Source organism: Caballeronia catudaia (assembly GCF_001544755.2).
Taxonomy (GTDB): Bacteria; Pseudomonadota; Gammaproteobacteria; order Burkholderiales; family Burkholderiaceae; genus Caballeronia; species Caballeronia catudaia.
Window position 1 is genome coordinate 101,744 of record NZ_FCOF02000012.1, and the last position, 22,257, is coordinate 124,000.

The 22,257-nt window shown below is 62.4% G+C and carries 27 protein-coding genes; 14 read left to right on the forward strand and 13 right to left on the reverse strand.

Annotated features, from left to right (window positions below; translation table 11 throughout):
- The first annotated feature begins 6 nt into the window (after positions 1–6).
- Genes AWB75_RS15580 through AWB75_RS15590 form a run of 3 tightly spaced genes read left to right on the forward strand, consistent with a single transcriptional unit; the run spans position 7 to position 2,593 of the window.
- A complete protein-coding gene (locus tag AWB75_RS15580) occupies positions 7–261 on the forward strand; it encodes a helix-turn-helix domain-containing protein (RefSeq protein WP_061124981.1) in 255 nt (84 codons plus the stop codon).
- Positions 261–1,613, forward strand: a complete 1,353-nt coding sequence (locus AWB75_RS15585; RefSeq protein ID WP_061124982.1) for a type II toxin-antitoxin system HipA family toxin — start codon at positions 261–263, stop codon at positions 1,611–1,613. The genes AWB75_RS15580 and AWB75_RS15585 overlap by 1 nt, the downstream gene beginning before the upstream one ends.
- Positions 1,614–1,654: 41 nt before the next feature.
- Positions 1,655–2,593 carry an SMP-30/gluconolactonase/LRE family protein gene (locus AWB75_RS15590; RefSeq protein ID WP_061124983.1) on the forward strand — a complete coding sequence of 313 codons (939 nt, stop codon included), beginning with the start codon at positions 1,655–1,657 and terminating at the stop codon, positions 2,591–2,593.
- Here AWB75_RS15590 and AWB75_RS15595 read toward each other — a convergent pair.
- The 3 genes from AWB75_RS15595 to AWB75_RS15605 form a co-directional block, all read right to left on the reverse strand.
- Positions 2,590–3,015, reverse strand: coding sequence for a GNAT family N-acetyltransferase (locus AWB75_RS15595; RefSeq protein ID WP_061124984.1), 426 nt, complete (start codon positions 3,013–3,015; stop codon positions 2,590–2,592). The genes AWB75_RS15590 and AWB75_RS15595 overlap by 4 nt on opposite strands.
- Positions 3,016–3,101: 86 nt before the next feature.
- Positions 3,102–3,704: a short chain dehydrogenase gene (locus AWB75_RS15600; protein ID WP_200822988.1), complete on the reverse strand. Its 603-nt coding sequence runs from the start codon at positions 3,702–3,704 to the stop codon at positions 3,102–3,104.
- A gap of 105 nt (positions 3,705–3,809) precedes the next feature.
- The gene (locus tag AWB75_RS15605) at positions 3,810–4,265 is read right to left on the reverse strand and encodes a hypothetical protein (RefSeq protein WP_061125056.1); all 456 of its coding nucleotides are present in this window, start codon (positions 4,263–4,265) and stop codon (positions 3,810–3,812) included.
- On the opposite strand from AWB75_RS15605, the gene AWB75_RS37045 reads away from it, so the two are divergent.
- Positions 4,258–4,575 (forward strand): hypothetical protein, encoded by a 318-nt coding sequence (locus AWB75_RS37045; RefSeq protein ID WP_143746442.1) that lies wholly within the window; start codon positions 4,258–4,260, stop codon positions 4,573–4,575. The two genes, AWB75_RS15605 and AWB75_RS37045, sit on opposite strands and share 8 nt — an antisense overlap.
- A 73-nt stretch (positions 4,576–4,648) precedes the next feature.
- Here the strand turns inward: AWB75_RS37045 and AWB75_RS15610 are convergent, their stop codons facing one another.
- Positions 4,649–5,269 (reverse strand): DUF3005 domain-containing protein, encoded by a 621-nt coding sequence (locus AWB75_RS15610; protein ID WP_061124986.1) that lies wholly within the window; start codon positions 5,267–5,269, stop codon positions 4,649–4,651.
- A 280-nt stretch (positions 5,270–5,549) separates the two neighbouring features.
- On the opposite strand from AWB75_RS15610, the gene AWB75_RS15615 reads away from it, so the two are divergent.
- Positions 5,550–5,783: a hypothetical protein gene (locus AWB75_RS15615; protein WP_087086640.1), complete on the forward strand. Its 234-nt coding sequence runs from the start codon at positions 5,550–5,552 to the stop codon at positions 5,781–5,783.
- Between the two features lie 137 nt (positions 5,784–5,920).
- Positions 5,921–6,913: a serine O-acetyltransferase EpsC gene (gene epsC / locus AWB75_RS15620; protein WP_061125057.1), complete on the forward strand. Its 993-nt coding sequence runs from the start codon at positions 5,921–5,923 to the stop codon at positions 6,911–6,913.
- Positions 6,914–6,982: 69 nt separating this feature from the next.
- Here epsC and folE read toward each other — a convergent pair whose 3' ends face one another.
- The 4 genes from folE to AWB75_RS15640 all read right to left on the reverse strand — a co-directional run bounded on the left by folE (position 6,983) and on the right by AWB75_RS15640 (position 8,903).
- The gene (gene folE / locus AWB75_RS15625; RefSeq protein WP_061124987.1) at positions 6,983–7,633 is read right to left on the reverse strand and encodes a GTP cyclohydrolase I FolE; all 651 of its coding nucleotides are present in this window, start codon (positions 7,631–7,633) and stop codon (positions 6,983–6,985) included.
- 80 nt (positions 7,634–7,713) lie between these two features.
- Entirely contained in the window at positions 7,714–7,917 is a 204-nt protein-coding gene (locus AWB75_RS15630) for a hypothetical protein (protein WP_061124988.1), read from the reverse strand.
- Positions 7,918–8,000: 83 nt separating this feature from the next.
- Complete coding sequence (locus AWB75_RS15635) at positions 8,001–8,444, reverse strand: VOC family protein (RefSeq protein ID WP_061124989.1); 444 nt, start codon at positions 8,442–8,444, stop codon at positions 8,001–8,003.
- A 27-nt stretch (positions 8,445–8,471) separates the two neighbouring features.
- Positions 8,472–8,903, reverse strand: a complete 432-nt coding sequence (locus tag AWB75_RS15640; protein WP_061124990.1) for a YybH family protein — start codon at positions 8,901–8,903, stop codon at positions 8,472–8,474.
- A 172-nt stretch (positions 8,904–9,075) separates the two neighbouring features.
- Here AWB75_RS15640 and AWB75_RS15645 point away from each other — a divergent pair, with 172 nt between their 5' ends.
- Positions 9,076–9,711 carry a TetR/AcrR family transcriptional regulator gene (locus tag AWB75_RS15645; RefSeq protein WP_061124991.1) on the forward strand — a complete coding sequence of 212 codons (636 nt, stop codon included), beginning with the start codon at positions 9,076–9,078 and terminating at the stop codon, positions 9,709–9,711.
- A 35-nt stretch (positions 9,712–9,746) separates the two neighbouring features.
- Here AWB75_RS15645 and AWB75_RS15650 read toward each other — a convergent pair whose 3' ends face one another.
- A complete protein-coding gene (locus tag AWB75_RS15650; protein WP_061124992.1) occupies positions 9,747–11,120 on the reverse strand; it encodes an MFS transporter in 1,374 nt (457 codons plus the stop codon).
- A 327-nt stretch (positions 11,121–11,447) separates the two neighbouring features.
- On the opposite strand from AWB75_RS15650, the gene AWB75_RS15655 reads away from it, so the two are divergent.
- Together AWB75_RS15655 and AWB75_RS15660 are read left to right on the forward strand one after the other, a co-directional pair.
- Positions 11,448–12,401, forward strand: a complete 954-nt coding sequence (locus AWB75_RS15655; RefSeq protein WP_061124993.1) for a 2-hydroxyacid dehydrogenase — start codon at positions 11,448–11,450, stop codon at positions 12,399–12,401.
- 67 nt (positions 12,402–12,468) lie between these two features.
- Positions 12,469–13,365 (forward strand): LysR family transcriptional regulator, encoded by an 897-nt coding sequence (locus AWB75_RS15660; RefSeq protein WP_061124994.1) that lies wholly within the window; start codon positions 12,469–12,471, stop codon positions 13,363–13,365.
- Here the strand turns inward: AWB75_RS15660 and AWB75_RS15665 are convergent.
- The 3 genes from AWB75_RS15665 to AWB75_RS15675 form a co-directional block, all read right to left on the reverse strand.
- Positions 13,349–14,725, reverse strand: a complete 1,377-nt coding sequence (locus AWB75_RS15665; protein ID WP_061124995.1) for an aspartate aminotransferase family protein — start codon at positions 14,723–14,725, stop codon at positions 13,349–13,351. The two genes, AWB75_RS15660 and AWB75_RS15665, sit on opposite strands and share 17 nt — an antisense overlap.
- 17 nt (positions 14,726–14,742) lie before the next feature.
- Positions 14,743–16,077, reverse strand: a complete 1,335-nt coding sequence (locus AWB75_RS15670) for a glutamine synthetase family protein (protein WP_061124996.1) — start codon at positions 16,075–16,077, stop codon at positions 14,743–14,745.
- Between the two features lie 129 nt (positions 16,078–16,206).
- Positions 16,207–16,554: a hypothetical protein gene (locus AWB75_RS15675; protein ID WP_327219138.1), complete on the reverse strand. Its 348-nt coding sequence runs from the start codon at positions 16,552–16,554 to the stop codon at positions 16,207–16,209.
- A 42-nt stretch (positions 16,555–16,596) separates the two neighbouring features.
- Between AWB75_RS15675 and AWB75_RS15680 the strand changes: the two genes are divergently transcribed.
- The 4 genes from AWB75_RS15680 to AWB75_RS15695 are packed head-to-tail and all read left to right on the forward strand — an operon-like array spanning position 16,597 to position 21,188.
- On the forward strand, positions 16,597–18,477 hold the full coding sequence (locus AWB75_RS15680; RefSeq protein ID WP_061124998.1) for an ABC transporter permease: 1,881 nt from the start codon (positions 16,597–16,599) through the stop codon (positions 18,475–18,477).
- Positions 18,474–19,259 (forward strand): ABC transporter ATP-binding protein, encoded by a 786-nt coding sequence (locus tag AWB75_RS15685; RefSeq protein ID WP_061124999.1) that lies wholly within the window; start codon positions 18,474–18,476, stop codon positions 19,257–19,259. Before AWB75_RS15680 ends, AWB75_RS15685 begins: the two co-directional genes overlap by 4 nt.
- A complete protein-coding gene (locus AWB75_RS15690) occupies positions 19,256–19,963 on the forward strand; it encodes an ABC transporter ATP-binding protein (protein ID WP_061125000.1) in 708 nt (235 codons plus the stop codon). The genes AWB75_RS15685 and AWB75_RS15690 overlap by 4 nt, the downstream gene beginning before the upstream one ends.
- 34 nt (positions 19,964–19,997) lie before the next feature.
- On the forward strand, positions 19,998–21,188 hold the full coding sequence (locus AWB75_RS15695; RefSeq protein ID WP_061125001.1) for an ABC transporter substrate-binding protein: 1,191 nt from the start codon (positions 19,998–20,000) through the stop codon (positions 21,186–21,188).
- On the opposite strand, the gene AWB75_RS15700 is transcribed toward AWB75_RS15695, so the two are convergent.
- Positions 21,185–21,757 (reverse strand): DNA-3-methyladenine glycosylase, encoded by a 573-nt coding sequence (locus AWB75_RS15700; RefSeq protein ID WP_200822985.1) that lies wholly within the window; start codon positions 21,755–21,757, stop codon positions 21,185–21,187. The genes AWB75_RS15695 and AWB75_RS15700 overlap by 4 nt on opposite strands.
- 56 nt (positions 21,758–21,813) lie before the next feature.
- Between AWB75_RS15700 and AWB75_RS15705 the strand changes: the two genes are divergently transcribed.
- Positions 21,814–22,257 (forward strand): low affinity iron permease family protein, encoded by a 444-nt coding sequence (locus tag AWB75_RS15705; RefSeq protein WP_061125003.1) that lies wholly within the window; start codon positions 21,814–21,816, stop codon positions 22,255–22,257.

Genomic DNA, 22,257 nt, shown 5'->3' on the forward strand with positions numbered 1-22,257 from the left:
CGCGCCATGCAACAAGTCATCGCCACCATCGGCCAGATGGGTCACGTGCTCGCCGCAGGCCGCAAACGCGCCGGGCTGACGCAGACGCAAGCGGCAGCGCGGCTCGGCATCAGCCAGAGCCGCATTTCGACGCTCGAACGCGATGCGAGCGCGTTGACATTGGAGCAACTGCTCGCGATGTTCGGCGTCTACGGACTGCAACTGCTGGTTCAGGATCGGCCCGAGGCGCCCCTGCTCGAGGCGAACGAGGCGGATTGGTGATGGCGGGTCGCCTGCCTCATGCCAGATCGTTGTCGGTCTGGGCCAATGGACGACGTGTGGCGATATGGCGTCTGCCCGCGCGCGGGCCCGCGGAACTCATCTACGACGATGCGTGGGTCGGCTCGGACGAGGCGCGCCCGCTTTCCCTGTCGCTGCCGATCCGGCTCGACGGCGCGTCGCTGAAGGGCGATGCGGTCATGAATTACTTCGACAATCTCCTGCCCGATAGCGAGGCCATCCGGCGGCGCATCGCGCAGCGCTTCCAGACCGACAGTCTCGACGCCTTCGACCTGCTTCAGGCCATCGGCCGCGATTGTGTCGGCGCGGTGCAACTGCTCGCGGAGGATGAATCGCCCGCGGGCGTCGGCACGATCGAAGGCACGCCGCTCACCGATCAGGACATCGCACATCTGCTCGATCAAGTCGCCGGCGGCCCGCCCTTCGGCACGGACGATGACGACGACTTTCGCATCTCGCTTGCCGGTGCGCAGGAGAAGACCGCGTTGTTGCGTCACGATGGCCGATGGCTCAAGCCGCACGGCGCCACGCCCACCACGCATATTCTGAAGCTGCCGCTCGGGCTCGTCGGCAATCGCCGAGCCGACCTCACCACATCGGTCGAGAACGAATGGCTCTGCATGCGCCTCTTGCAGGCGTTTGGCTTGCCGGTCGCGAACGTGGAGATCGCGACGTTCGGCGAGCGGCGCGCGCTCGTGGTCGAGCGTTTCGACCGGCGCCTGCATCCGGGAGGCGAATGGATTCTTCGTTTGCCGCAGGAAGACTTCTGTCAGGTGAACGCATTGCCTCCGCACAAGAAGTACGAACAGGACGGTGGTCCAGGCGTGATCGATCTCGCGCGCGTTCTGCAGCAATCGAGCCGTGCGCGTGCCGACATCGAAACATTGATCACATCGCAGATTCTTTTCTGGCTGCTTGCCGCGCCGGACGGCCATGCGAAGAACTTCAGCATTCACCTGCTGAGAGGCGGACAATACCGCCTCACGCCGCTGTACGACATCATGTCGATCTGGCCGGTGGAAGGCGATGGCGCGAATCAGTGGTCGTGGTACAAGACCAAGCTCGCGATGGCGATACCGGGCAAGACGCGGCACTGTGCGCTTCGGGACATTCAGCGACGGCATTTCAACGCGATGGCGCTCAAATGCGGATACGGGGAGAGCGCCGAACCGATCATCGAGCGGATCATCGGGCGCACGCCGGCTGTGATCGACGAAGTTGCGGCGCAACTGCCGGGCGATTTTCCGCATCGTGTGACAGAGCGCATTTTCGCGGGCATGCGCAAATCGCTCGCCGCGCTCGAAGCGATGCCCGCAGCCGCGATTCCGAACTGACGACGCGGACTTCGCATCCGCTTTTTAGGAGACCAACGAGCATGACCCACTCCGAGCGCCGTTATCCCGACCAAGCCATTCGCATTCTCGATCCGCGTTTCAACGCGCTGCGCATCGCATCGGCGTCGGTGGAATGTCTCTATCAGGGAGCGCGCTGGTCCGAGGGGCCGGTCTGGTTCGGCGATGGCCGCTATCTGCTGTGGAGCGATATTCCGAACGACCGCATCCTGCGCTGGGACGAGGAGAGCGGCCAGGTCGGCGTGTTTCGCAAGTCGTCGAACAATGCGAACGGCAACACGCGCGACCGCGAAGGGCGGCTCGTGACCTGCGAGCATCTCACGCGGCGCGTGACGCGGACCGAGTACGACGGCGCCATCACCGTGCTCGCCGACAGCTACGGCGGCAAGCCGCTCAATTCTCCGAACGATGTCGTCGTGAAGTCGGATGGCTCGATCTGGTTCACCGACCCGACCTTCGGCATCGACGGCTTCTATGAAGGCGAAAAGAACGAAGCGCAACTGAAACCGTGCGTGTATCGCGTCGATGGGCAAAGCGGCGAAATCACCATGATGATCGACGCCTTCGTCGGTCCGAACGGTCTCGCGTTTTCGCCGGATGAATCCGTGCTGTATGTGGTCGAATCGCGCTCGACGCCGCGCACGATCTACGCGTTCGACGTCATCGACGGCGGCCGCAGGCTCGGTGAACCGCGTCTTCTTATCGATGCGGAAGCGGGCACGCCCGATGGCTTTCGCGTCGATATCCACGGCAATTTGTGGTGCGGCTGGGGCATGGGCGACGCCGAACTCGACGGGGTGCGCGTGTTCACGCCGCAAGGCGAAGCGATCGGCCATATCGATTTGCCCGAGCGCTGTGCGAACGTGTGTTTCGGCGGGCGGCATCGCAACCGGCTGTTCATGGCGGCGAGCCACGGACTCTATGCGCTCTACGTCAACACGCAGGGCGTAAAAGGCGGCTAAGCCTTGCCGATCCTCTCCATGATGCGCTCCGGGTGCCTGCTCGCCGCGAACCCATGACGCGCGTAAAGCCCGTGCGCATCGGACGTGACGAGCATCATGCGCCGCAGCCCTTGCAGGTCGGGATGCGCCATCACGCATTGCATCAGCCATTTGCCGAGTCCCGCGCCCTGATGCGCGGGCAGCACGAATACGTCGGCGAGATAGGCGAAGGTCGCGGTGTCGGTGATCATGCGCGCGTAGCCGATCTGCTCGTCGCGCAGAAAGAGCCCGAATGCGAGCGAATGGCGCGCGGCGCGCTCGACCTTTTCGCGCGCGATGCCCGGCGACCAGTAAGCCACTTCGCTCAGGTAGCGATGCACGACATCGAAGTCGAATTCATCGATGTCCGTGCTCAACCGATAGTCGTCCCGGGTCCACTGCATCGCGCCGCTCCGTCGTCTTCATGAAGCGCCGAGGATAAGCGATCGATGCGCTGTATTCCATGCACACTTCGCGCCGGCCGCGCCTGTCAGTGCACGTTATAGATGCGTCCGGTTTCCGCGCCCTCCACGCTGCGGCTGTACGCGAGCGCCACGCGCGCGCCGCTCGCGGCCTCGAAGCCGCGGAAGTAAGGGCCGAAGCTTTCGCGCGCTTCCTCAAGCATCGTCGGACTCACGACGTTGATGCGCAGGCCGCGCGGCAATTCGATGGCCGCGCCGCGCACGAAGCCTTCGATCGCGCCGTTGACCGCCGCCGCGCTCGCGCCCTCGCGAATCGGCGCCGCGCCGACGATGCCGCTCGTCAGCGTGAACGAGCCGCCGTCGTTCAGATAGTCGCGCGCGGTGAGGACGAGATTGACCTGACCCATCAGCTTGTCGTCGAGACCGACGCGGAACTGCTCGGGCGTCATGTCGACGAGCTTGCCGAAATGCACATGGCCCGCCGTGGCGACGATCGCATCGACGCGGCCGATCTCGTCGAAGAGCCGCCTGATGCTGTCGAGATCGAGCAGATCGACGCGATGCGCGCCGCGCGTCGCACCGATTTCGATGACTTCATGACGGGCTTTCAGTTCCGCGGCGACCGCACGACCGACCGTGCCCGTCGCACCGATGACAGCGATTTTCATGATCTGGCTCGCAATGTACGTTGAGGGAGATCAGCCATTGTGCGAGCGCGCGGGCGCGCGAAAAAGGCGCGTGCGCTTCAAGGATTGCAAACCGCGGGTTTTGAATGGCTATCGCTTCGACATGCGCGCGGGCATCCGCGAAAGCAGATAGAGCGACGCCGCAAACTTGCAGACCAGCGCCGCGCCGCTCACGAATGCGCCGGCGGGGAAGACATGCCATTGCATCGCGAGCGTCGGCGCGACGAGCGCGACGGCGAGAAAGCCGAGCGCCACGGTGAGCCAGCGCGCCCATTGCAGCCGCGACGCGACGCAGATGTAAAGCAGGCCGACCAGCACGCGCGACGCGATCGATGCCGCGAGCGGATGGCTCGACGCTTCGCCGGGTAGCCCGATGGCGAGCGTCAGCGCGAACTCGGTCCACGACAATGCGTAGGCCGCGCCGAGGCATGCAATCGCGGACGTGAAGCGCTGTTCGGGCGTCACGACATGCCGCGCCGCCGGCTCGATCTGCGCTGCTTCGTCCGGCCCCTGCTCGCACTCGTCGTATGCGTGGATCGTGGTCATCTGGCCTTCCCCTTTATCGATTCTATTCCGCAATTCGCGTTTGCTGCGATGCGGCGCGTCGTTGGCGATGCGTATGCGCATATGGTGTGCCAGCTCTGAGGCACGCGCGTTGCTTCCTGCCAAGACGATAAACGACGAGAAGGAGCCGGCCATGAGTCAAAAGGAACATAAGGAACAAAACCCCCATTCCGAACGCGACGAAGAAGATGTCGACAAGGCAGTCGAAGACACGTTTCCCGCAAGTGATCCGCCCGCGACGGGCGGCGTGACACGCATCGAAACCGATGACGAGAAGAAAGAAAAGAAATGACGTGAAAGCGCAGTGAAGCGAAAAGAGCCGCTTATTCCATGCGGCTCTTTCGTTATGCAGAGATGTGCTGCGCTCAGCTGCGCTCCAGCTCGATCAGTCGCGACGGCCGCAAATGATTGAGCGCGTAATGCTTGCGGCCGCGCAACGTATGGCCGTGCGGATCGCGTCCTTCGTAGCGCACCTTCTCTTCGACCTCGGGCACCGTCGGCGCGACCATGCCGCGATCGATCAGGCGATAGCCGTGCTCGAGCGCGACCAGCACGCCATTGCGGCCCGGACGGCTGTCGAAGCCGCCGAGGCCATCGCCCGGCTCGGCCACGTAGTTCACTGTCGTCGCATTCGAGTTGATGACGGAGTCCGGCTCGCGCGCAAGCATTTCCGCCTCGCGCCGCGCATGAATGTTTTTGGCATCGGCGTCGACGGTGTCGTCGAGCCCGTCGTCGTTCGCTACATCCACGCCGCGCGGCGCCTTCTCGTAGAGGCCTTGCGGCCCTACATGCATGCCCGACTTCGTCGTTTCCGACTTCACGGCGGGGGCCGCGCCCGCAGCCGCGTGAGCCTCGCCGCCCGATGCGGCCTTAATCGCGTCGCTCATCTTCACATGCGCGGTTTCAGCGGCCGGCGTCTTGATCGGGCTATCCGCGGCGCGCTCGTTTTGCTTGCCTTGCGACTCGTTTCCTTCAGCGTTGTTCATCACATGCTCCGTTGGACATGAACTAACCAAGCCTTCACGCAAAACTCATTCCGGCTATTTGGCGACGGAACCGTGAGCCTTTCAGGAAGGCGCCTTAACGGATACCCAAAATTTCGGGCGCTTTTTTCGGCCCCAAGCCGATGCCCTGCAAGTATCATTTGGAACCTGTCGGCGGCAAAGCGCAACAGGCACGATGCGAACAATCAGGAGGGCGCGTCTGCCATTGCCGTCGAAGAGCAATGCGATTCGAGCGAGCAGGGCACTTTCAGACGGGTGACTCATGCAACACGATGCAGCCTTTTCACATCGAGGCTACCTTCTAAACTGCGCGCCCGCCCGGGCCGGAGATGGCAGCTATCAGCCGTATGTCGTGATCTCGCGAACGAGCGATGGCGAGCTCGTCGCGAACCGCTTTTTTCCGTCCGACTTGCGATTTCGCAGCGAGAACGATGCCATTGCGCACGCGCGCGACTGGGCCGTGCGATGGATCGACGCAAGCCACATAACGGTGTGAAGGCGATGTCCACATGAGACATCGCGAACACCGACGTACGAACCGCCGCGCGGCAGGCTTCCTCAAAACCGGTTACGCTTGATGTTTCACCCGTCGTGCGTAAGCGCGGCGGCCGCTTCTCTCGTTTCATGGCCGACATGCAGAACACGCCCACGCTTGGCGCCGTACCGCCGCTCGATTCTCCCCACGACACGACGCACGACGGTCCGCAGGAATGGGGCCTCGCCCGCATCGTCGCGGACTTGCGCCAGTCGCGCGAGGAACTGCATCGCACGCGGCATCCGCTCGGCATACGCGAGTTGCCTTCGCGCGAGGCGATCGTCAGGATCGTCAACGGCCTGCGCTCCGCGCTCTTTCCCACGCATTACGGCGCGCCCGATCTGACCGACGAAAGCGTCGACTATTACGTCGGTCAAACGCTCGAAAGCACCTTGCGTCTGCTGCACGAGCAGGTCCGCCGCGCGCTGCGCTTTCTGCCCGAGCATCGCGATTCGAGCGATGCGGCACTCTCCGCGCAAGCCTTCGCGATCGCGCGGGAATTCGGTGCGCAATTGCCGCATATCCGCGCGCTTCTCGTCAGCGACATTCAAGCCGCCTTCACGGGCGATCCGGCGGCGCAGCACATCACCGAGATTCTGCTGTGCTATCCGGGCGTATGGGCGATGACGCATCATCGGCTCGCGCACGCGCTGCACAAGCTCGGCGTGCCGCTGCTCGCGCGCTTCATCAACGAGATCGCGCATTCGCTGACCGGCATCGACATTCACCCCGGCGCGACCATCGGGCCGAGCTTTTTCATCGATCACGGCACGGGCGTCGTGATCGGCGAGACGGCGGTGATCGGACAACACGTGCGCGTCTATCAGGCCGTGACGCTCGGCGCAAAGAGCTTTCCTTCGACGAGCGACGGCGCGCTCGTCAAGGGCAATGCGCGCCATCCGATCGTCGAGGACGATGTGGTCATTTATGCGGGCGCGACGATTCTCGGCCGCGTGACGATCGGCAAAGGCTCGGTCATCGGCGGCAATGTGTGGCTCACGCATAGCGTGCCGCCGGGCAGCAACGTCTCGCAAGGCAAGGTCCGCGAGGGCAGCGGACCGGAAGTGCCGGGCAACGGCTTCGGCGCATGAGTCAACGCATGAAGCGACGAAAGGGCCGCGAGGCCCTTTCTTTTTCCGGCGCGGGTATTCGTAGCGCGGTTAAGTATTCGACACGCTGAACGCGCTCTGATTGCCGACGATGGAAAGAAATTCGCGGCGTGTCGATGGATCATCGCGGAACGAGCCGAGCATGCGCGATGTGACCATCGACACGCCCGCCTTATGCACGCCGCGCGTCGACATGCATTGATGCGCGGCTTCGAGAATCACGCCGACGCCGAGCGGCTGCAGCACTTCGTCCAGCGTATCGGCGATCTGCGCGGTCATCTTCTCCTGGATCTGCAGGCGTTTCGCGAAAGCATCGACGAGACGCGCGAGCTTCGAGATGCCGACGACGCGTTTGTTCGGCAGATACGCGACGTGCGCGCGGCCGATGATCGGCACCATGTGATGCTCGCAATAGCTTTCGAAACGAATGTCCTTCAGGACGATCATTTCGTCATAACCCTGAACTTCGGAAAAGGTCCGCGCAAGGATATCGTGCGGACTCTGCGTATAGCCCGCAAAGAATTCCTCATACGCGCGCACGACGCGGCCGGGTGTATCGAGCAGACCTTCGCGGCGCGGGTCGTCGCCTGCCCAGCGCAACAGAACGCGCACGGCGGCTTCGGCTTCCTCGCGGGTCGGACGATCGGCTGGTTCAGCAGGCATGTCCGAGCCTGAAAGATGGTTTTTGCGCGGGGCGCTCATCGAAAACTCCTGTCAGTCAATGCAATCAGTGCATTCGGCACCCCGCCATTGTTTCATGTTTCCGAAGACTGATATGAGTGTCAGGTCTTTCCGTCTCCATCGATGCCCGAACCCGTGCGCCAAACTTGCTTGCCTTCCTCGGTCAGCTGGCCGCTGCTATGGTCCTTGTCGGGTTCCGTGCCGGGCTCGGCCATCGCGCCGCCCGGCTGTTCCTGCGACAGCGGCTTCTTGCCCTTGCGTTGCGCGATGCGGTCTTCCTGGGAACGTCCGGCGTAATTGCTCATGTCGCGACTCCTTTCGAATGGTGCGATCAAAGGCGCGCAAGCGGCGTTCCAGCCGGACGTTTCAGCGCATGCTCAGTGCATGTTCACGCAGGCTTGCCCTCGACGCCCCCGAGCACCATCCACGTCACGCCGAACTTGTCGGCAACCATGCCGAAGCGCTTGGCGAAGAAGGTCTGCGTCATCGGCATCTGCACCTGGCCGCCGTTCGAAAGCGCATTGAAGTATTTCTCCGCCTGCTGTTCGTCGTTCGCCGTGAGCGAGAGCGAAACGCCCTTGAAGTCCGGCTTGCCGCTGCACATGCCGTCGGAGCCCATCAGCATGGAATCGCCGATAGTGAAAGCCGAGTGCATGATCTTGTTTTCAGACCCTGCGGGAATGCCGCATCCGCTGGCCGCTTCGGCCTTGCCAGCTTCGGGGTTTTCGCTGTAACGCATCATCATGACGACTTGCGCGCCCAAATTCTCGCGATAAAACGTGATCGCCTCTTCGCAGCGGCCTTCGAAAAACAGATAGGGTTGCACTTGCATGTCTGCTCCTTGATTCATGCGTCGGGGTTATGACTTCTCGTCGGGGTCCATATCCATCGTGAGCGGCACCGATGCGTGCTCGTGCACCACACGCCAGTCGCCATCGATCTTTTTGAAGCACACGGTGGCGCGCACGATGTCATCCTGCTCGCCCACGGCGACGCGATTGACGGAGTGCGCATAAGCCAGATCGCCGCTCGCGGCGACTTCCACTTCCCGCATCTCGAACGTGAGCGGGCCTTTCATGCTGTCGAACCAGCGCTGCCAGTTCTCGCGATAATGCTCGACACCCCGCAGCGACGCGGGCGGCACGACATCGAACACGACGACGTCGGCGGCATAGTGGCTGACGAGCGCGTCCACGTCTTTCGCGAGCACGGCGTGCCGCCACGCTTCGATCAGTTCGCGAATGCGCGCGACCTCTTCATTCGCCTGCGCACGATCGTTCGACTCGGTCATGATCCGCCTCCTGCTGGTTGTCGATTCGCACCGAAGAACACGATGCCGCCGCGTCGTGACAAAGCAACGGCAAGCAACGATGTGAAACTATTTTTCCGCTTGTGTACACCGTCCACAAAAAGTAGCAGAGATAATGGACAGTGTCCACATTTGGAAAGCCCGACGATTAAAAATGACGAATGGCAAGCCGCGTAGCACGTACCGACATGGCGATTTGCGACGCGCACTGATCGAAGCGGGCATCGAACTGGCGCGCGAAGGCGGCCCGGAGGCGATCGTGCTGCGCGAAGCCACGCGTCGCGCGGGCGTCGTACCGAACGCGGCCTATCGTCATTTCGAGAGCCGTCAGGAATTGCTATCGGCGGTGCGTTCCGCAGCGCTGTCGCAGGTTGCGCAGGCGATGGAGGAGGAACTCGCGTCGCGCCCTAAAAAACGCCGTCGAGCGGACACGGCGCGTGCGGGACTGAGAGCCATCGGCGCGGGTTATCTGTGTTTCGCGCAGACGGAAACGGGGCTCTTTCGCACGGCATTCGCTGCGCCGCAAGCGGAATGGGCCGAGCACGAAGGGCCTTACGGCGTGGGACCGAGCGGACTCGACCCGTTTCAGTTGCTGAGCCGCGCGCTGGATGAAATGGTGGAGGCGGGCGCGCTCGACTCGACGCGCCGCCCCGAAGCCGAATATCTCGCGTGGAGCGCGGTGCATGGCTTTGCGCTGCTCCTGATCGAAGGCCCGTTGCAAGGATTGACGCGCGCGCAGATCGAGCCGCTTGCCGGCCGCCTGCTCGATATGGTCGAAAACGGGCTTTGAAAGAAAATCGCGCCGCGTGGAGCGGCGCGATTCGTCTATCGGTTCTCTTCCGCGACTGGTTCCACTACGCTCAGGAGCAACAACAGACATAACGTCGCCGTTCCGACCATGTAGAGGAAGACCGCGGTCCAGCTATAGCTGTCGAGCAGGAAGCCGACTGCGAGCGGTGCGCATGCGCCGCCGATCTGGCCCACCGAGTTCACGATGCCGAACGCCGTCGGATAGGTCGCTTTCGTCGCGAGGCCCATCGGATACGCGGAGTAGCCCGCGAAGCCGATGCCGAGCATCAGGCCCGCCAGCATCAGCGCCGCGCCGAGATAGGCGACGCTGTCGGGTGCATCGATCAGCAGGAAGGTCATGATCATCGTGCCGAGCGCGCCGAGCAGCATCATCGGCTTGCGGCGGCCTCCGAGCAGGCGATCCGAGATGATGCCGCCCAGCATGTTGCCCGTTACCGCGCCGATGAAAGGCGCCGATGCGAGAAAGCCCATCTTCACCGAAGCGAATCCCTTCACCGTGACGAGATAGGTGGGAATCCACGAGATGAAGATATTGCTGATGCCGATCATGCAGCCATAACCCAGCGCAATGCCGAAGATATTCCACGAGCCGAACACCTGCCGGATCGTCTCGAGTTGCGGCACACGCTTCGTGCGATTGATCGCATCCAGGCGCGGCATCGGCGTCATTCGTGCGCGGGCGAACGTCTTGCCGCCACTGTTGCCGGCCGTTGTTTCATCGGCGATATAGCGGCGCTCGGCGGGCGAGCAGAAGCGGTTCTCGCCGGGCGAATTCGTCACCAGGAACAGCCACACGATCGCGAGCACGATGCCCGGCACCGCGAACACATAGAAGATCTCGCGCCATCCCCAAAGCTGGATCACGATGATGCACACCGAAGGCACGATCAACGGCCCGAGCTTCGATGCGGCGATCCACAGGCCCGCGGCCGTGCCTTTTTCCTTCGCGGGAAACCAGCGGTTGATGACGTTCGTGCAGCCGATGCCAAGCGGCCCTTCCGACAAGCCGAGGCCCACGCGATACGCCATCAGCAGAAACACCGACGACGTCGTGCCCATCAGGCCCGTGAAGATCGAGGTGAGGATCATGAAGACGGAAAAGAGCCAGCCCGTCGTCTTTTCGCCGAGGCGTTTATAAAGCAGGCCGACGGGAATCTGCACGAAGCCGTAAGCGAACGAGAACAGACTCACGATCAGGCCGGCCTCGGTGTTGGTGATGTGATATTCCTTCTTCAGATACGGCAGCGCGATGCCGAAGTTGGCGCGATCCGCGCAGGCGATCGCCCAGATGCAGAAGATCAGCCCCATCACGACCCAGCGATGCTTCGTGCGCTTCTCCGCGATGGGCTCCGCCTTGGCGGACCCGATGATGCTGTCGGCGTTGCTCATCGCGATGCCTCCATTGCATATGCGGGTGCATGAGGGAGGCGAATGGATGAATAGCGGGTAGGGCGCAGGATCACGCTGTTGTCTCCGATGTCATTTTTAAAGGCTTTATTGTTGATATGCCTTCCGATGCTTCGAATTGTGGGGACGACCCGCAAGAGCGTCCAATCTTTTCTTGCTATTACCTGATTCCCGGATTGAATCGATTCCGCGCGCTTTATCGTCGCATCGATTCGTGGATCAATTGATAGCCTTTTGGGATTGGACGTTATCGGCAAAAGCAGAGATGATCCGCTCCACATCAGAAACCGAATTCCAGGAGCATGCGAATTGAAGCCGAGCATTCTGCAACTGAACCCTATCCTCGTACCTGCCATCAACGAAAAGCTGGATGCGCGCTACACGATGCATCGCCTGTTCGAGCAGGACGACAAGGAAGCCTATATCCGCGAGCACGGCGCATCGATTCGCGGCGTGATCACCGGCGGTCATACGGGCATTTCGAATGATTTGATCGAGCGCCTGCCCGCGTTGCAGGTGATCGCGGTGAATGGCGTCGGCACCGATGCGGTCGACCTCGAATTCGCGCGCTCGCGCGGCCTTCCGGTGACCGGCACGTTCGGTGCATTGACCGAGGATGTGGCCGACCTCGCGATTGGATTGATCCTCACCGCGTTGCGCGAAATCTGTCCCGGCAACGACTTCGTTAAGACAGGCAAGTGGGTGCAAAACCCGAGTCCGGGCGCGATTCCGTTGTCGCGCCGTTTCAGCGGCAAGCGCGTGGGTATCGTGGGTCTCGGCAAGGTGGGCCGCGCGATCGCGCAGCGCGCCGCCGCGTTCGGTTGTCCGATCGCTTATACAGACGTGCGAAAGATGGATGACGTCGATTATCGCTTCGCGCCCGATCTTATTTCGCTCGCACGCGAAAGCGATATTCTCGTACTCGCCGCCGCCGCCGATAAAGCGAAGGGCATCGTGAACGCAGCGGTGCTCGACGCACTGGGCAAGGACGGCTATCTCATCAACATCGCGCGCGGCAAGCTCGTGGTCGAAAGCGATCTTGTCGAAGCGCTATCGCGCGGCGTCATCGCGGGCGCGGGCCTCGATGTATTCGTCGACGAACCGAACGTGCCGGCCGAATTGTTCGGCATGGATCGCGTGGTGTTGCAGGCGCATCGCGCGAGCGCGACGATCGAATCGCGCACGGCGATGGGCGAGATGGTGCTCGCAAGTCTCGAGCAAGGTCTCGCGGGACAGCGCCCCGAAGGCAGTCTGACGACCTGACGCATCAGCGATAACACGTCCGGCGCGAACATATAATGATCGGCTATCACTTCAACGTCGATTACGAATGCTCGATCTCGGACAAGTGCGTTGCTTCGTCGCCGCCGCGACGGAGCTGAACTTCAGGCGCGCGGCCGCGCTGCTCAACATGACGCAGCCGCCGCTTTCCCGGCAGATTCATCTGCTCGAAGAAAATCTCGGCGTGAAGCTGTTCGAACGCGTCGGCCGCACGGTCAAGCTGACCACCGAAGGGCGCGTGTTTCTCGCGGACGCGACGCGTCTGCTCAATCTCTCCGAGCAAGCCGAAAGCACGGTGCGGCGCGCGAGCAAGGGCAAGACGGGGCGCGTGCGCATCGGTTTCACGGGCGCCGCGGGTTATCAGCTGATTCCCGAGCTGCTCGTCGCGGCGAAGCACGACTTGCCGGATATCGATGTCGTGCTGCTCGAAATGATCTCCGTAGCGCAGATCGAAGGTTTCGAGGCGAACGTCATCGACCTCGGTTTCATGCGGCCTTTGCCGTCGCGGCAGAAAGTGGAGTTCCTTCTCGTCGACCGCGAACCGATGATCGTCGCGCTGCCCGCAGGACACGCGTTATCCCGTTTCGACCAGATCGAGCTGAAGCAATTGCACGAGCTGGCGTTCATCATGCATTCGCCGACGCACGGAAAATACTTCTACGACCGCATCATGAGCATGCTCGTCGCCGATGAAGTGAAGCCGCATTTCACGCAATACATCGATCAGACGCCCACTATCCTGTCCCTCGTTCGCGCGGGATTGGGCGTGTCGATTCTTCCGGCATCGTCGCAGCGATTTCATTACGACAACGTCGAATTCAGGGAAATCGCCGGCAAACCGGTTCAGGCCGAAATGAGCATGGCGTGGCGTTCCGATCAGGACAACCCCGCCGTCACGGCCTTTCGGCACATGGCGGCGGATTACTTCGCTAAGCGGCGTGCGTGATCGCGCGCGATGTCGCGTCGAGCGCGGCTCTCGCCTTGTCGATGATTTCATCGATCTCTTGATGCGTGACGACGAGCGGCGGCGACAGCAACATGCGATCGTGACTCGCTCGCATCACGAGATTGCCCGCGAAGCAGAAGTCGCGGCATAGCGTGCCGATATCGTCGCCATTCGGGAAGCGTTCGCGCGTCGCCCGGTCGGCGGCCAGTTGAACGCCCGCGACGAGCCCCGCGCCCGCGATCTCCCCGACGACAGGATGATCGCCGAGCACTTCGCGCAAGCGTTGCTGAAAGTACGGCCCGACATCGTGCTTCACGCGTGCGACGATGCCTTCGCCGCGCAATAGCTTCAGATTCGCTACTGCTACGGCAGCCGCGACCGGATGCCCCGAATACGTGAAGCCGTGATTGAACTCGCCATTGCTCACGATCGCGTCCGCGATGGCATCGGATAGGGCGACCGCGCCCATCGGCACATAGCCGCTCGTGAGGCCTTTGGCCATCGTGATGACGTCTGGTTCGAAGCCGAAGTGCTGGTGCGCGAACCATTCGCCCGTGCGTCCGAATCCACCGATCACTTCGTCGGCGATCAGCAGCACGTCATGCTTGCGGCAGATGCGTTCGATTTCTGGCCAATAGCTCGACGGCGGGAAGATCACGCCGCCCGCGCCCTGAAACGGCTCGCCGATGAACGCCGCGACGTTGTCCGCACCGAGCGCGAGAATCTTCGCTTCGAGCTGACGCGCGCGCTCGAAGCCGAACGTTTCCGCATCCATCGATCCGCCTTCGCCGAACCAGTACGGCTGATCGATATGCGCGACATGCTCCATCTTCGACGGCATCTGTTCGTGCATATAGCTCATGCCGCCGAGCGTCGCGCCTGCGATGGTCGAGCCGTGATAAGCGTTCTTGCGCGCGATCACATAGCGCTTGTCCGGCTTTCCCTGCACGGCCCAATAGCGATGCACGGCGCGCAGCGCCGTATCGTTCGCTTCCGAACCGCTGTTGCAATAGAGAAAGCGGTTGAACGTGGGCGGCGTGAGTTGCGCGAGCAATGCGGATAGTTCGATAACCGGCGGATGTGTCGTCTTGAAGAACGTGTTGTAGAAGGGCAGGGTATTCATCTGCGCGAGCGCGGCGTCGGTGAGCTCGCGGCGTCCATAACCCACATTCACGCACCACAAGCCCGCCATGCCGTCGATGATGCGGTTGCCCTCCGAATCCCACAGATACACGCCTTCGGCCTTCACGATCACGCGGCTGCCCGCGCGATTCAATGCGCCCATGTCGGAGAACGGATGCAGATGATGCGCGGCGTCGAGCGCGCGGTAATGCGCCGTCGAGTCGATTCGATCGTTCATGTCGTCGTCTCCTGATCTCAGACGTGCAGCAGCAGATGCTTGCGTTCCCACGAGCTGATTACGCGGAAGAACGCTTCGTATTCGGTTTCCTTGAGCGCGAGATACGCGCGCACGAACTTGTCGCCGAACATCTCGGCAAGCGGCTCGCACGCGCCCATCAGCGCGAGGCCTTCATCGAGATTGCGCGGCAGTTGATACGGCTGGCGATAGCCGTCGCTCGCGAGCGGCTTGGTCGGTTCGAGGTGCTGCGTCATGCCGAGATAGCCTGCGGCCAGCGTCGCCGCGATCGCAAGATACGGATTGCAGTCGACGCCCGGTATGCGGTTCTCGATGCGCCGTGCCTGCGGCGACGCATGCGGCACGCGAAAGCCGACGGTGCGGTTGTCGTAGCCCCATTGCACGTTGATCGGCGCGGCCATGAAGCGCGATAACCTTCGATAAGAATTGATATACGGCGCGAAGATCGGCATCAGCGCGGGCGTGTATTTCTGCAGGCCCGCGATATAGCTATAGAAGAGGCCAGTCGGTTCGCCGTCGCGCCCGGTGAAGAGATTGCGGCCAGTCTCCTCATCGACGATGCTCTGATGCACGTGCATCGCGGAGCCCGGCTCGTTCTCCATCGGTTTCGCCATGAAGGTCGCGTACATCTTGTGGCGCAGTGCCGCCTCACGCACGGTGCGTTTGAAAAGAAACACGCGATCCGCGAGATTGAGCGCATCGCCGTGCATGAAGTTGATCTCCATCTGCGCCGCGCCGACTTCGTGAATCAGCGTGTCCACTTCCAGTTCCTGCACCTCGCAGTATTCATAGATATCTTCGAAGAGCGGATCGAACTCGTTGACCGCATCGATCGAATAGGCTTGACGTCCCGTTTCCGCGCGCCCCGTTCTGCCTACCGGTGGCTGCAGCGGCAAATCCGGATCGCGATTCACGTCGACCAGAAAGAATTCCAGTTCGGGCGCGACGACAGGCCGCCAGCCCTTCGCCGCGTATTTCTGAAGCACTTCGCGCAGCACGCGGCGCGGCGAAATCGCGACGGGCGTGCCATCGAAATGCACGCAATCATGGATGACCTGCGCGGTTGGATCGGTGGCCCACGGAATCAGGCGGATCGTCGCGGGATCGGGCACGCAGATCATGTCGGGATCGGTGACGCCGGTGAAGCTGCCGTCGTGGGGATAATCGCCCGTGACGGTCTGGATCATCACGGCTTGCGGCAGGCGCATCGATTCGCCCGACTCGAACTTGCTGCGCGGAATGATCTTGCCGCGCGCGGTGCCGGCCATGTCGGGAATGATCGCTTCAATCTCGGTGATGCGATGTTTTCGCAGGAATTCGTCGATGCGTTCCATTTTCGTTCTCGTGGTTTGAACAGGCGCGTGCTTCCACGGCCTTCGCGATGGATCGCAAAAGCGCGCGCATTCACGCGTGACGATGCACGCGCGGGAGCAGTCAGTCAGCGAAGAGAAAAGGAAGAGGCGCTACGGCAGCAGCGAAGCCGCGCCGACGCAATGCACGGCGATGAACGCGCGCGCGGACAGGACGTTGCGACGCCGCACCGAGCGGCGGGAGAGGACGGTCAGAACCGACAGGAAGCGGCGTTCGGGAGTCTTGCCGCAGCGATCGGCGCAGGAGCGGCGTATGCTCCGACGTGCCAGAGGGCCTTGGACTTTCACGATAACACTCGTTTGGCGAGTTGATTTGCAGGGCAACAGCGCACCATTGCCCTTCAACGAAGATATACGGAACATAAACGCCGTCAATACGGTTTTTCCATGCCGCTCGCGCGCGGCTATTTTGTCGCGCAAGAAGCCTGTTGCCCGATTCACCGATAATGTCGGCTCTCTCAGCCGAAATACCCATAGAGCCCGATGCTCTCCAATCTGCTCGTCCAACTCGTCAACGGCCTCGCCGATGCCTGTGCGCTCTTTCTCGTCGCCTCCGGCCTGTCGCTGATCTTCGGCGTCACGCGCATCGTCAACTTCGCGCATGGCTCGCTCTATATGCTCGGCGTGTATGTCGGATATAGCTTCACCAGCCGTTTCGGCGATAGCGTCGCGGGCTTCTGGGCGTCGATCGTCGGCGCGGCGCTCATCGTCGGCGTGCTCGGCGCGGTTATCGAAGTGAGCGTATTGAGGCGCATCTATCGCGCGCCCGAGTTGTTTCATCTGCTCGCCACGTTCGCGCTCGTGCTGATCATTCGCGACGCCGCGCTCTATGTATGGGGACCGGAAGATCTTTTCGGTCCGCGTGCGCCGCATCTCGAAGGCGCCGTGCAACTGCTCGGTCACGCATTGCCTGCTTATGATCTCGCGCTGATCGTCATCGGTCCGCTCGTGCTGCTCGCGCTCTGGTATGCGCTCACGCGCACGCGCTGGGGCACGCTGGTGCGCGCGGCGAGCGCGGATCGCGAGATGCTTGGCGCGCTCGGCGTCAATCAGGCGTGGCTTTTCACCGGCGTATTTTTCGTCGGCGCATTGCTTGCGGGACTCGGCGGCGCGCTTCAGGTGCCGCGCATGTCGGCGAATCTTTCGCTCGATCTGGAGACTATCGGCAACGCGTTCGTCGTCGTTGTCGTCGGCGGCATGGGCTCGATCCCCGGCGCGTTCGTCGCGGCGTTGCTCATCGCCGAGATCAAGGCGATGTGTATCGGCATCGGGCATGTGTCGATTGCGGGCATCGACTTCTCGTTGTCGAAGTTCACGCTCGTCGCGGAATTCGTCGTGATGGCCGTCGTGCTCGTATTGCGTCCGTGGGGACTTTTCGGCCGCCCGCAATCGATCGCGCGTTCGGCCGCACCCGCCGATCAGCCCATGCGTGCCGCCACGCGCAACATGAAAATCGCTTCGGGCGCCATCGTGATCGCGCTTGCGCTTGCGCCGCTGTTCGCCGATGCGTTTCCCTACATGCCCGTGCTTTTCGTCGAGATCATGATCGCGGTGCTGTTCGCCGCGAGCCTGCACTTCATCATGGGACCGGGCGGCATGCACTCGTTCGGACACGCGGCGTACTTCGGTCTCGGCGCATACGGCGCGGCGCTCTTTCTCAAGGTCTTCGCGCTGCCGATGGAAGCCGCGCTCGTGCTCGGGCCTCTGATCGCGGGCATCGGCGCGATCGTGTTCGGCTGGTTCTGCGTGCGCCTTTCGGGTGTGTATCTGGCGATGCTCACGCTCGCGTTCGCGCAGATCGTGTGGTCGGTCGTCTTTCAGTGGGATGCGGTGACGGGCGGCAGCAACGGCATATTGGGCATCTGGCCGTCGCCGTGGCTGGCATCGCCCGTCGCGTTCTATTACCTCACGCTCGGCTTTACGGTGATCGGCGTATGGCTTTTGCGCCGCATGCTCTTCTCGCCGCTCGGACTCGCGATGCGCGCGGGCCGCGATTCACCGTTGCGCGCGGAAGCCATCGGCATGAACGTCGCGCGCGTGCAGTGGGCGGCGTTCGTCGTCGCGTCGCTCGTATGCGGGCTCGCGGGATCGCTCTATGCGTTCTCGAAGGGCAATATCTCGCCCGAAGTGATCAGCGTGGGCCGTTCCGTCGATGGCCTCGTGATGGTCCTGCTCGGCGGCATCCAGACGCTCACCGGGCCGATCGTCGGCGCGAGCGTGTTCACGTGGTTGCAGGATGCCGTCGCGCGTCAGACGGATTACTGGCAAGCGCTGCTCGGCGCCGCGATCCTCGTGCTCGTCATCGCGTTTCCGCAGGGCATCGCGGGCTTCGTGCGCGATCGCTTCGTCAGGGAGGCGCAATGACGCTGCTGTCCGTCGCGCATCTCTCGAAGTCCTTCGACGGCGTGCAGGCCGTCGACGATGTGTCCTTCGACCTCGAAGCCGGGCAGTTGCTCGCGCTGATCGGCCCGAACGGCGCGGGCAAATCGACCTGCTTCAACATGATCAACGGACAATTGAAGCCGAACGCGGGCTCGATCCGTTTGAACGGTCACAATATCGCGGGCATGCGTCCGCGCGATATCTGGCGTCTCGGCGTCGGCCGCACGTTCCAGATCGCCGCTACGTTCAATTCGATGACCGTGCTCGAAAACGTGCAGATGGCATTGCTCTCGCGCGAGCGGCGCATCTACGGTTTGTTCAGACGCGTCGCGTCATGGAAGGAAGAGGAAGCGATGGCCTTGCTCGATCTCGTCGGCATGGCGGCGCATGCGCGCCGCAGTTGCGCGGTGCTCGCGTATGGCGACGTGAAGCGTGTCGAACTGGCCATCGCCCTCGCGAATCATCCCAGGCTGTTGTTGATGGACGAACCGACCGCCGGCATGGCGCCGCGCGAACGCAATGAACTGATGGCGCTCACCGCGCGTCTCGCGAAGGAGCGCGGCATCGGCGTGCTGTTCACGGAACACAGCATGGACGTGGTGTTCTCGCATGCAGACAAGCTGATCGTGCTCGCACGCGGCCGGCTCATTGCAGAAGGCGATGCCGAAGCGATCCGCAACGATGCGCGCGTGCGCGAGGTCTATCTCGGCACGGGTGCGTCGTTCGCGCCGCGCGCGTGCCTGACCGCGGGAGCATCGTCATGACGCTCCTGAAAGTGGAAGCATTGAATGCGTTCTATGGCCGCGCGCACATCCTGTTCGATGTCGGCTTCGAAGTCGGGCGCGGCGAAGTCGTCGCGCTGATGGGTCGCAACGGCGCGGGCAAGTCCACGACGATGAAAGCCGTCATGGGCCTGTTGCCGCGCATCTCGGGCACGGTGTCGTTCATCGGCGAGAACATTGCAGGCATGGCGCCGTATCGCATCGCGCGAAAGGGTTTGGGCTATGTGCCCGAAGATCGCCGCGTGTTCGGCGATCTGACGGTGATGGAGAACCTCGACGCGGGCCGCCAGCCGCCGCGCGATGGCGCGCCGCTGTGGACGCCCGACAAGCTCTTTCGCGTGTTTCCGAATCTCGGCGAGATGCGTGATCGTCGCGCGAGCCGCATGAGCGGCGGCGAGCAGCAGATGCTCACGGTGTCGCGCACGCTGATGGGCAATCCGCGCCTCGTGCTGCTCGACGAGCCATCCGAAGGCGTCGCGCCCGTGATCGTCGAGCAGATGGCCGATATGATTCTCGAACTGAAGCGCGAAGGCCTTTCGATCTTGCTGTCGGAACAGAACCTGCATTTCGCGGAGCTCGTCAGCGACCGTGTTTATGTGCTCGAAAAAGGCCAGATACGCTACGAAGGCGCGATGAACGCATTCGCGAACGACGGCGCCGCGCGCCGAGAATTTCTTGGCGTATGAACGAATCGAATCCAAACAGAGAGGACAGGTCCCAATGACGTCAATGCGCTTCACCGTCGCAGCGATTGCAGCGAGCATGGCTTTCGCCGCGCACGCCGATACGATCAAGATCGGCGAGATCAATAGCTATAAAGTCGTGCCCGCATTCTTGACGCCATACAAGAACGGCTGGAATCTCGCTCTCGACGAGATCAACGCAGCGGGCGGCGTCAACGGCAACAAGCTCGAAGTCATTTCACGCGACGACAACGGCAATCCCGGCGATACCGTTCGCGTCGCGCAAGAGCTCGTCGCGCGCGAGCAGGTGAAGCTGTTGTTCGGCGGCTATCTGTCGAACACGGGTCTCGCGCTCGCGGACTACGCGAAGCAGCGGCGCATCTTCTTTCTCGCGGCCGAACCACTCACCGACAAGATCGTCTGGCAGGACGGCAACAAGTACACGTACCGGCTGCGCCCGTCGACATACATGCAGGTCGCGATGCTCGTGCCCGAAGCCGCGAAGCTGAAGAAGAAGCGCTGGGCGCTCGTCTATCCGAACTACGAGTACGGGCAATCCGCGGCCGCCACGTTCAAGCGCTTGCTGAAGGCGGCGCAACCGGATGTCGAGTTCGTGATGGAGCAGGCCACGCCGCTCAACAACATCGATGCGGGCGCGGTAACGCAGGCGCTCGCCGATGCGAAGCCGGACGCCATCTTCAACGTGCTCTTCAGCGCCGACCTCGGCAAGTTCGTGCGCGAAGGCAATACGCGCGGCTTGTTCAAGGATCGCGCGGTCGTTTCCTTGCTGACGGGCGAGCCGGACTATCTCGATCCGCTCGGCAAGGAAGCGCCGGTCGGCTGGATCGTGACGGGTTATCCGTGGTATTCGATCGGGACGCCCGAGAACAAAAAATTCGTCGCCGCGTATCAGGCGAAGTATCACGACTATCCGCGCCTGGGCTCGGTCGTCGGTTATTCGGCGATGATGTCGCTCGCCAACGGCCTGAAGAAAGCCGGCTCGCCCGATGCCGACAAGCTCGCCGCCGCGTTCAAGGGCTTGCAGGTCGATACGCCGTTCGGCCCGATCACGTACCGGAAGCAGGACAATCAATCGACGATGGGCGCGTATGTCGGCGTGACGGGCCAGAAGGACGGCAAAGGCGTGATGACGACGTTCCGCTATGTCGATGGCGCGAGCGTGCAGCCATCGGATGAAGAAGTGAAGAAACTGCGTCCCGCCGATTAATCCTTGGGAAAGGGCTTGCTGACGAACTTCGATCCGGCGAGCCCGAAGCGCCACGGCACGTCCATCGCCTTGGTGATGCCGATGCGCGGCCCGACCGCGATCGGAAAGTCCTGTTCCGGCGGCTCGATCTCGAACGGCGCTTCCAGCAGCGACAGGCCGTTGTGCCTGTGCGTGATGCCGAGCGCCTGCGCGAGACGGCCCGGACCCGAGCACAGAAGCCTGATCGGTTCAAGCCCGCGCCGCTCGCGCATCAGATCGATACCGACGAGCGGCTCGATCGCGCGAATCAGCACGCCCGCGCCGTGACCTGCCTCGCGGCACACGAAATTCAGGCACCAGTGGATGCCGTACGAGCGGTACACATACGCATGCGCGGGCGGCCCGAACATTGCTGCGTTGCGTGGTGTCGGCCCGGAAAACGTGTGCGACGCGGGATCTTCGCGATCGTACGCTTCCGTTTCGACGATGCGGCCGCCGACGCCGTCGAAGGTCACGATCGCGCCGATCAGGCGTTGCGCGACTTCTTCGGACGGCGCGTAAAAATCGATGGCTTTGGGTTTCGTGTTCACAAGCGGTATTTTAGCCGCGCCGCCGCATCGGAACCCAACGATCAGGAGACGCCGAAATGAACGCTTCGTGGTTTCTCAAGTTCTCGAATGCACTCGCGCAGATCGCAGGACACGCATCGACTTTCATGGTTGCGGTCGCGCTCGTGGTCGTCTGGGGCATCTCCGGTCCGTTCTTTCACTTCAGCGACACATGGCAGCTCGTCATCAATACGTCGACGACCATCGTCACGTTCCTGATGGTCTTCCTGATTCAGAACACGCAGAACCGCGATACCGCCGCGATGCAGATCAAGCTCGATGAGCTCATCCGCGCAATCGACCAGGCGCATAACGCATTGCTCGATCTCGAAGAACTCGACGAAAAAGAACTCACGGTTTTTCGCAAGCGCTATGAAAAGCTGGCGCAGGAAGCGCGCGATGACTTTCGTTCGGCCAGCAGCGATATCGACATGCCATCGTTCGGGCGCGACGGCGATCGCCCGAACGAAGCGAAGCACTAA

Coding starts and splice junctions, on each gene's coding strand:
- AWB75_RS15580 (WP_061124981.1), top strand. CDS start 7: ATGCAACAAGTCATCGCCACCATCGGCCAGATGGGTCACGTGCTCGCC.
- AWB75_RS15585 (WP_061124982.1), top strand. CDS start 261: ATGGCGGGTCGCCTGCCTCATGCCAGATCGTTGTCGGTCTGGGCCAAT.
- AWB75_RS15590 (WP_061124983.1), top strand. CDS start 1,655: ATGACCCACTCCGAGCGCCGTTATCCCGACCAAGCCATTCGCATTCTC.
- AWB75_RS15595 (WP_061124984.1), bottom strand. CDS start 3,015: ATGCAGTGGACCCGGGACGACTATCGGTTGAGCACGGACATCGATGAA.
- AWB75_RS15605 (WP_061125056.1), bottom strand. CDS start 4,265: ATGACCACGATCCACGCATACGACGAGTGCGAGCAGGGGCCGGACGAA.
- AWB75_RS15610 (WP_061124986.1), bottom strand. CDS start 5,269: ATGAACAACGCTGAAGGAAACGAGTCGCAAGGCAAGCAAAACGAGCGC.
- AWB75_RS15615 (WP_087086640.1), top strand. CDS start 5,550: ATGCAACACGATGCAGCCTTTTCACATCGAGGCTACCTTCTAAACTGC.
- epsC (WP_061125057.1), top strand. CDS start 5,921: ATGCAGAACACGCCCACGCTTGGCGCCGTACCGCCGCTCGATTCTCCC.
- folE (WP_061124987.1), bottom strand. CDS start 7,633: ATGAGCGCCCCGCGCAAAAACCATCTTTCAGGCTCGGACATGCCTGCT.
- AWB75_RS15630 (WP_061124988.1), bottom strand. CDS start 7,917: ATGAGCAATTACGCCGGACGTTCCCAGGAAGACCGCATCGCGCAACGC.
- AWB75_RS15635 (WP_061124989.1), bottom strand. CDS start 8,444: ATGCAAGTGCAACCCTATCTGTTTTTCGAAGGCCGCTGCGAAGAGGCG.
- AWB75_RS15640 (WP_061124990.1), bottom strand. CDS start 8,903: ATGACCGAGTCGAACGATCGTGCGCAGGCGAATGAAGAGGTCGCGCGC.
- AWB75_RS15645 (WP_061124991.1), top strand. CDS start 9,076: ATGACGAATGGCAAGCCGCGTAGCACGTACCGACATGGCGATTTGCGA.
- AWB75_RS15650 (WP_061124992.1), bottom strand. CDS start 11,120: ATGAGCAACGCCGACAGCATCATCGGGTCCGCCAAGGCGGAGCCCATC.
- AWB75_RS15660 (WP_061124994.1), top strand. CDS start 12,469: ATGCTCGATCTCGGACAAGTGCGTTGCTTCGTCGCCGCCGCGACGGAG.
- AWB75_RS15665 (WP_061124995.1), bottom strand. CDS start 14,725: ATGAACGATCGAATCGACTCGACGGCGCATTACCGCGCGCTCGACGCC.
- AWB75_RS15670 (WP_061124996.1), bottom strand. CDS start 16,077: ATGGAACGCATCGACGAATTCCTGCGAAAACATCGCATCACCGAGATT.
- AWB75_RS15680 (WP_061124998.1), top strand. CDS start 16,597: ATGCTCTCCAATCTGCTCGTCCAACTCGTCAACGGCCTCGCCGATGCC.
- AWB75_RS15685 (WP_061124999.1), top strand. CDS start 18,474: ATGACGCTGCTGTCCGTCGCGCATCTCTCGAAGTCCTTCGACGGCGTG.
- AWB75_RS15690 (WP_061125000.1), top strand. CDS start 19,256: ATGACGCTCCTGAAAGTGGAAGCATTGAATGCGTTCTATGGCCGCGCG.
- AWB75_RS15695 (WP_061125001.1), top strand. CDS start 19,998: ATGACGTCAATGCGCTTCACCGTCGCAGCGATTGCAGCGAGCATGGCT.
- AWB75_RS15705 (WP_061125003.1), top strand. CDS start 21,814: ATGAACGCTTCGTGGTTTCTCAAGTTCTCGAATGCACTCGCGCAGATC.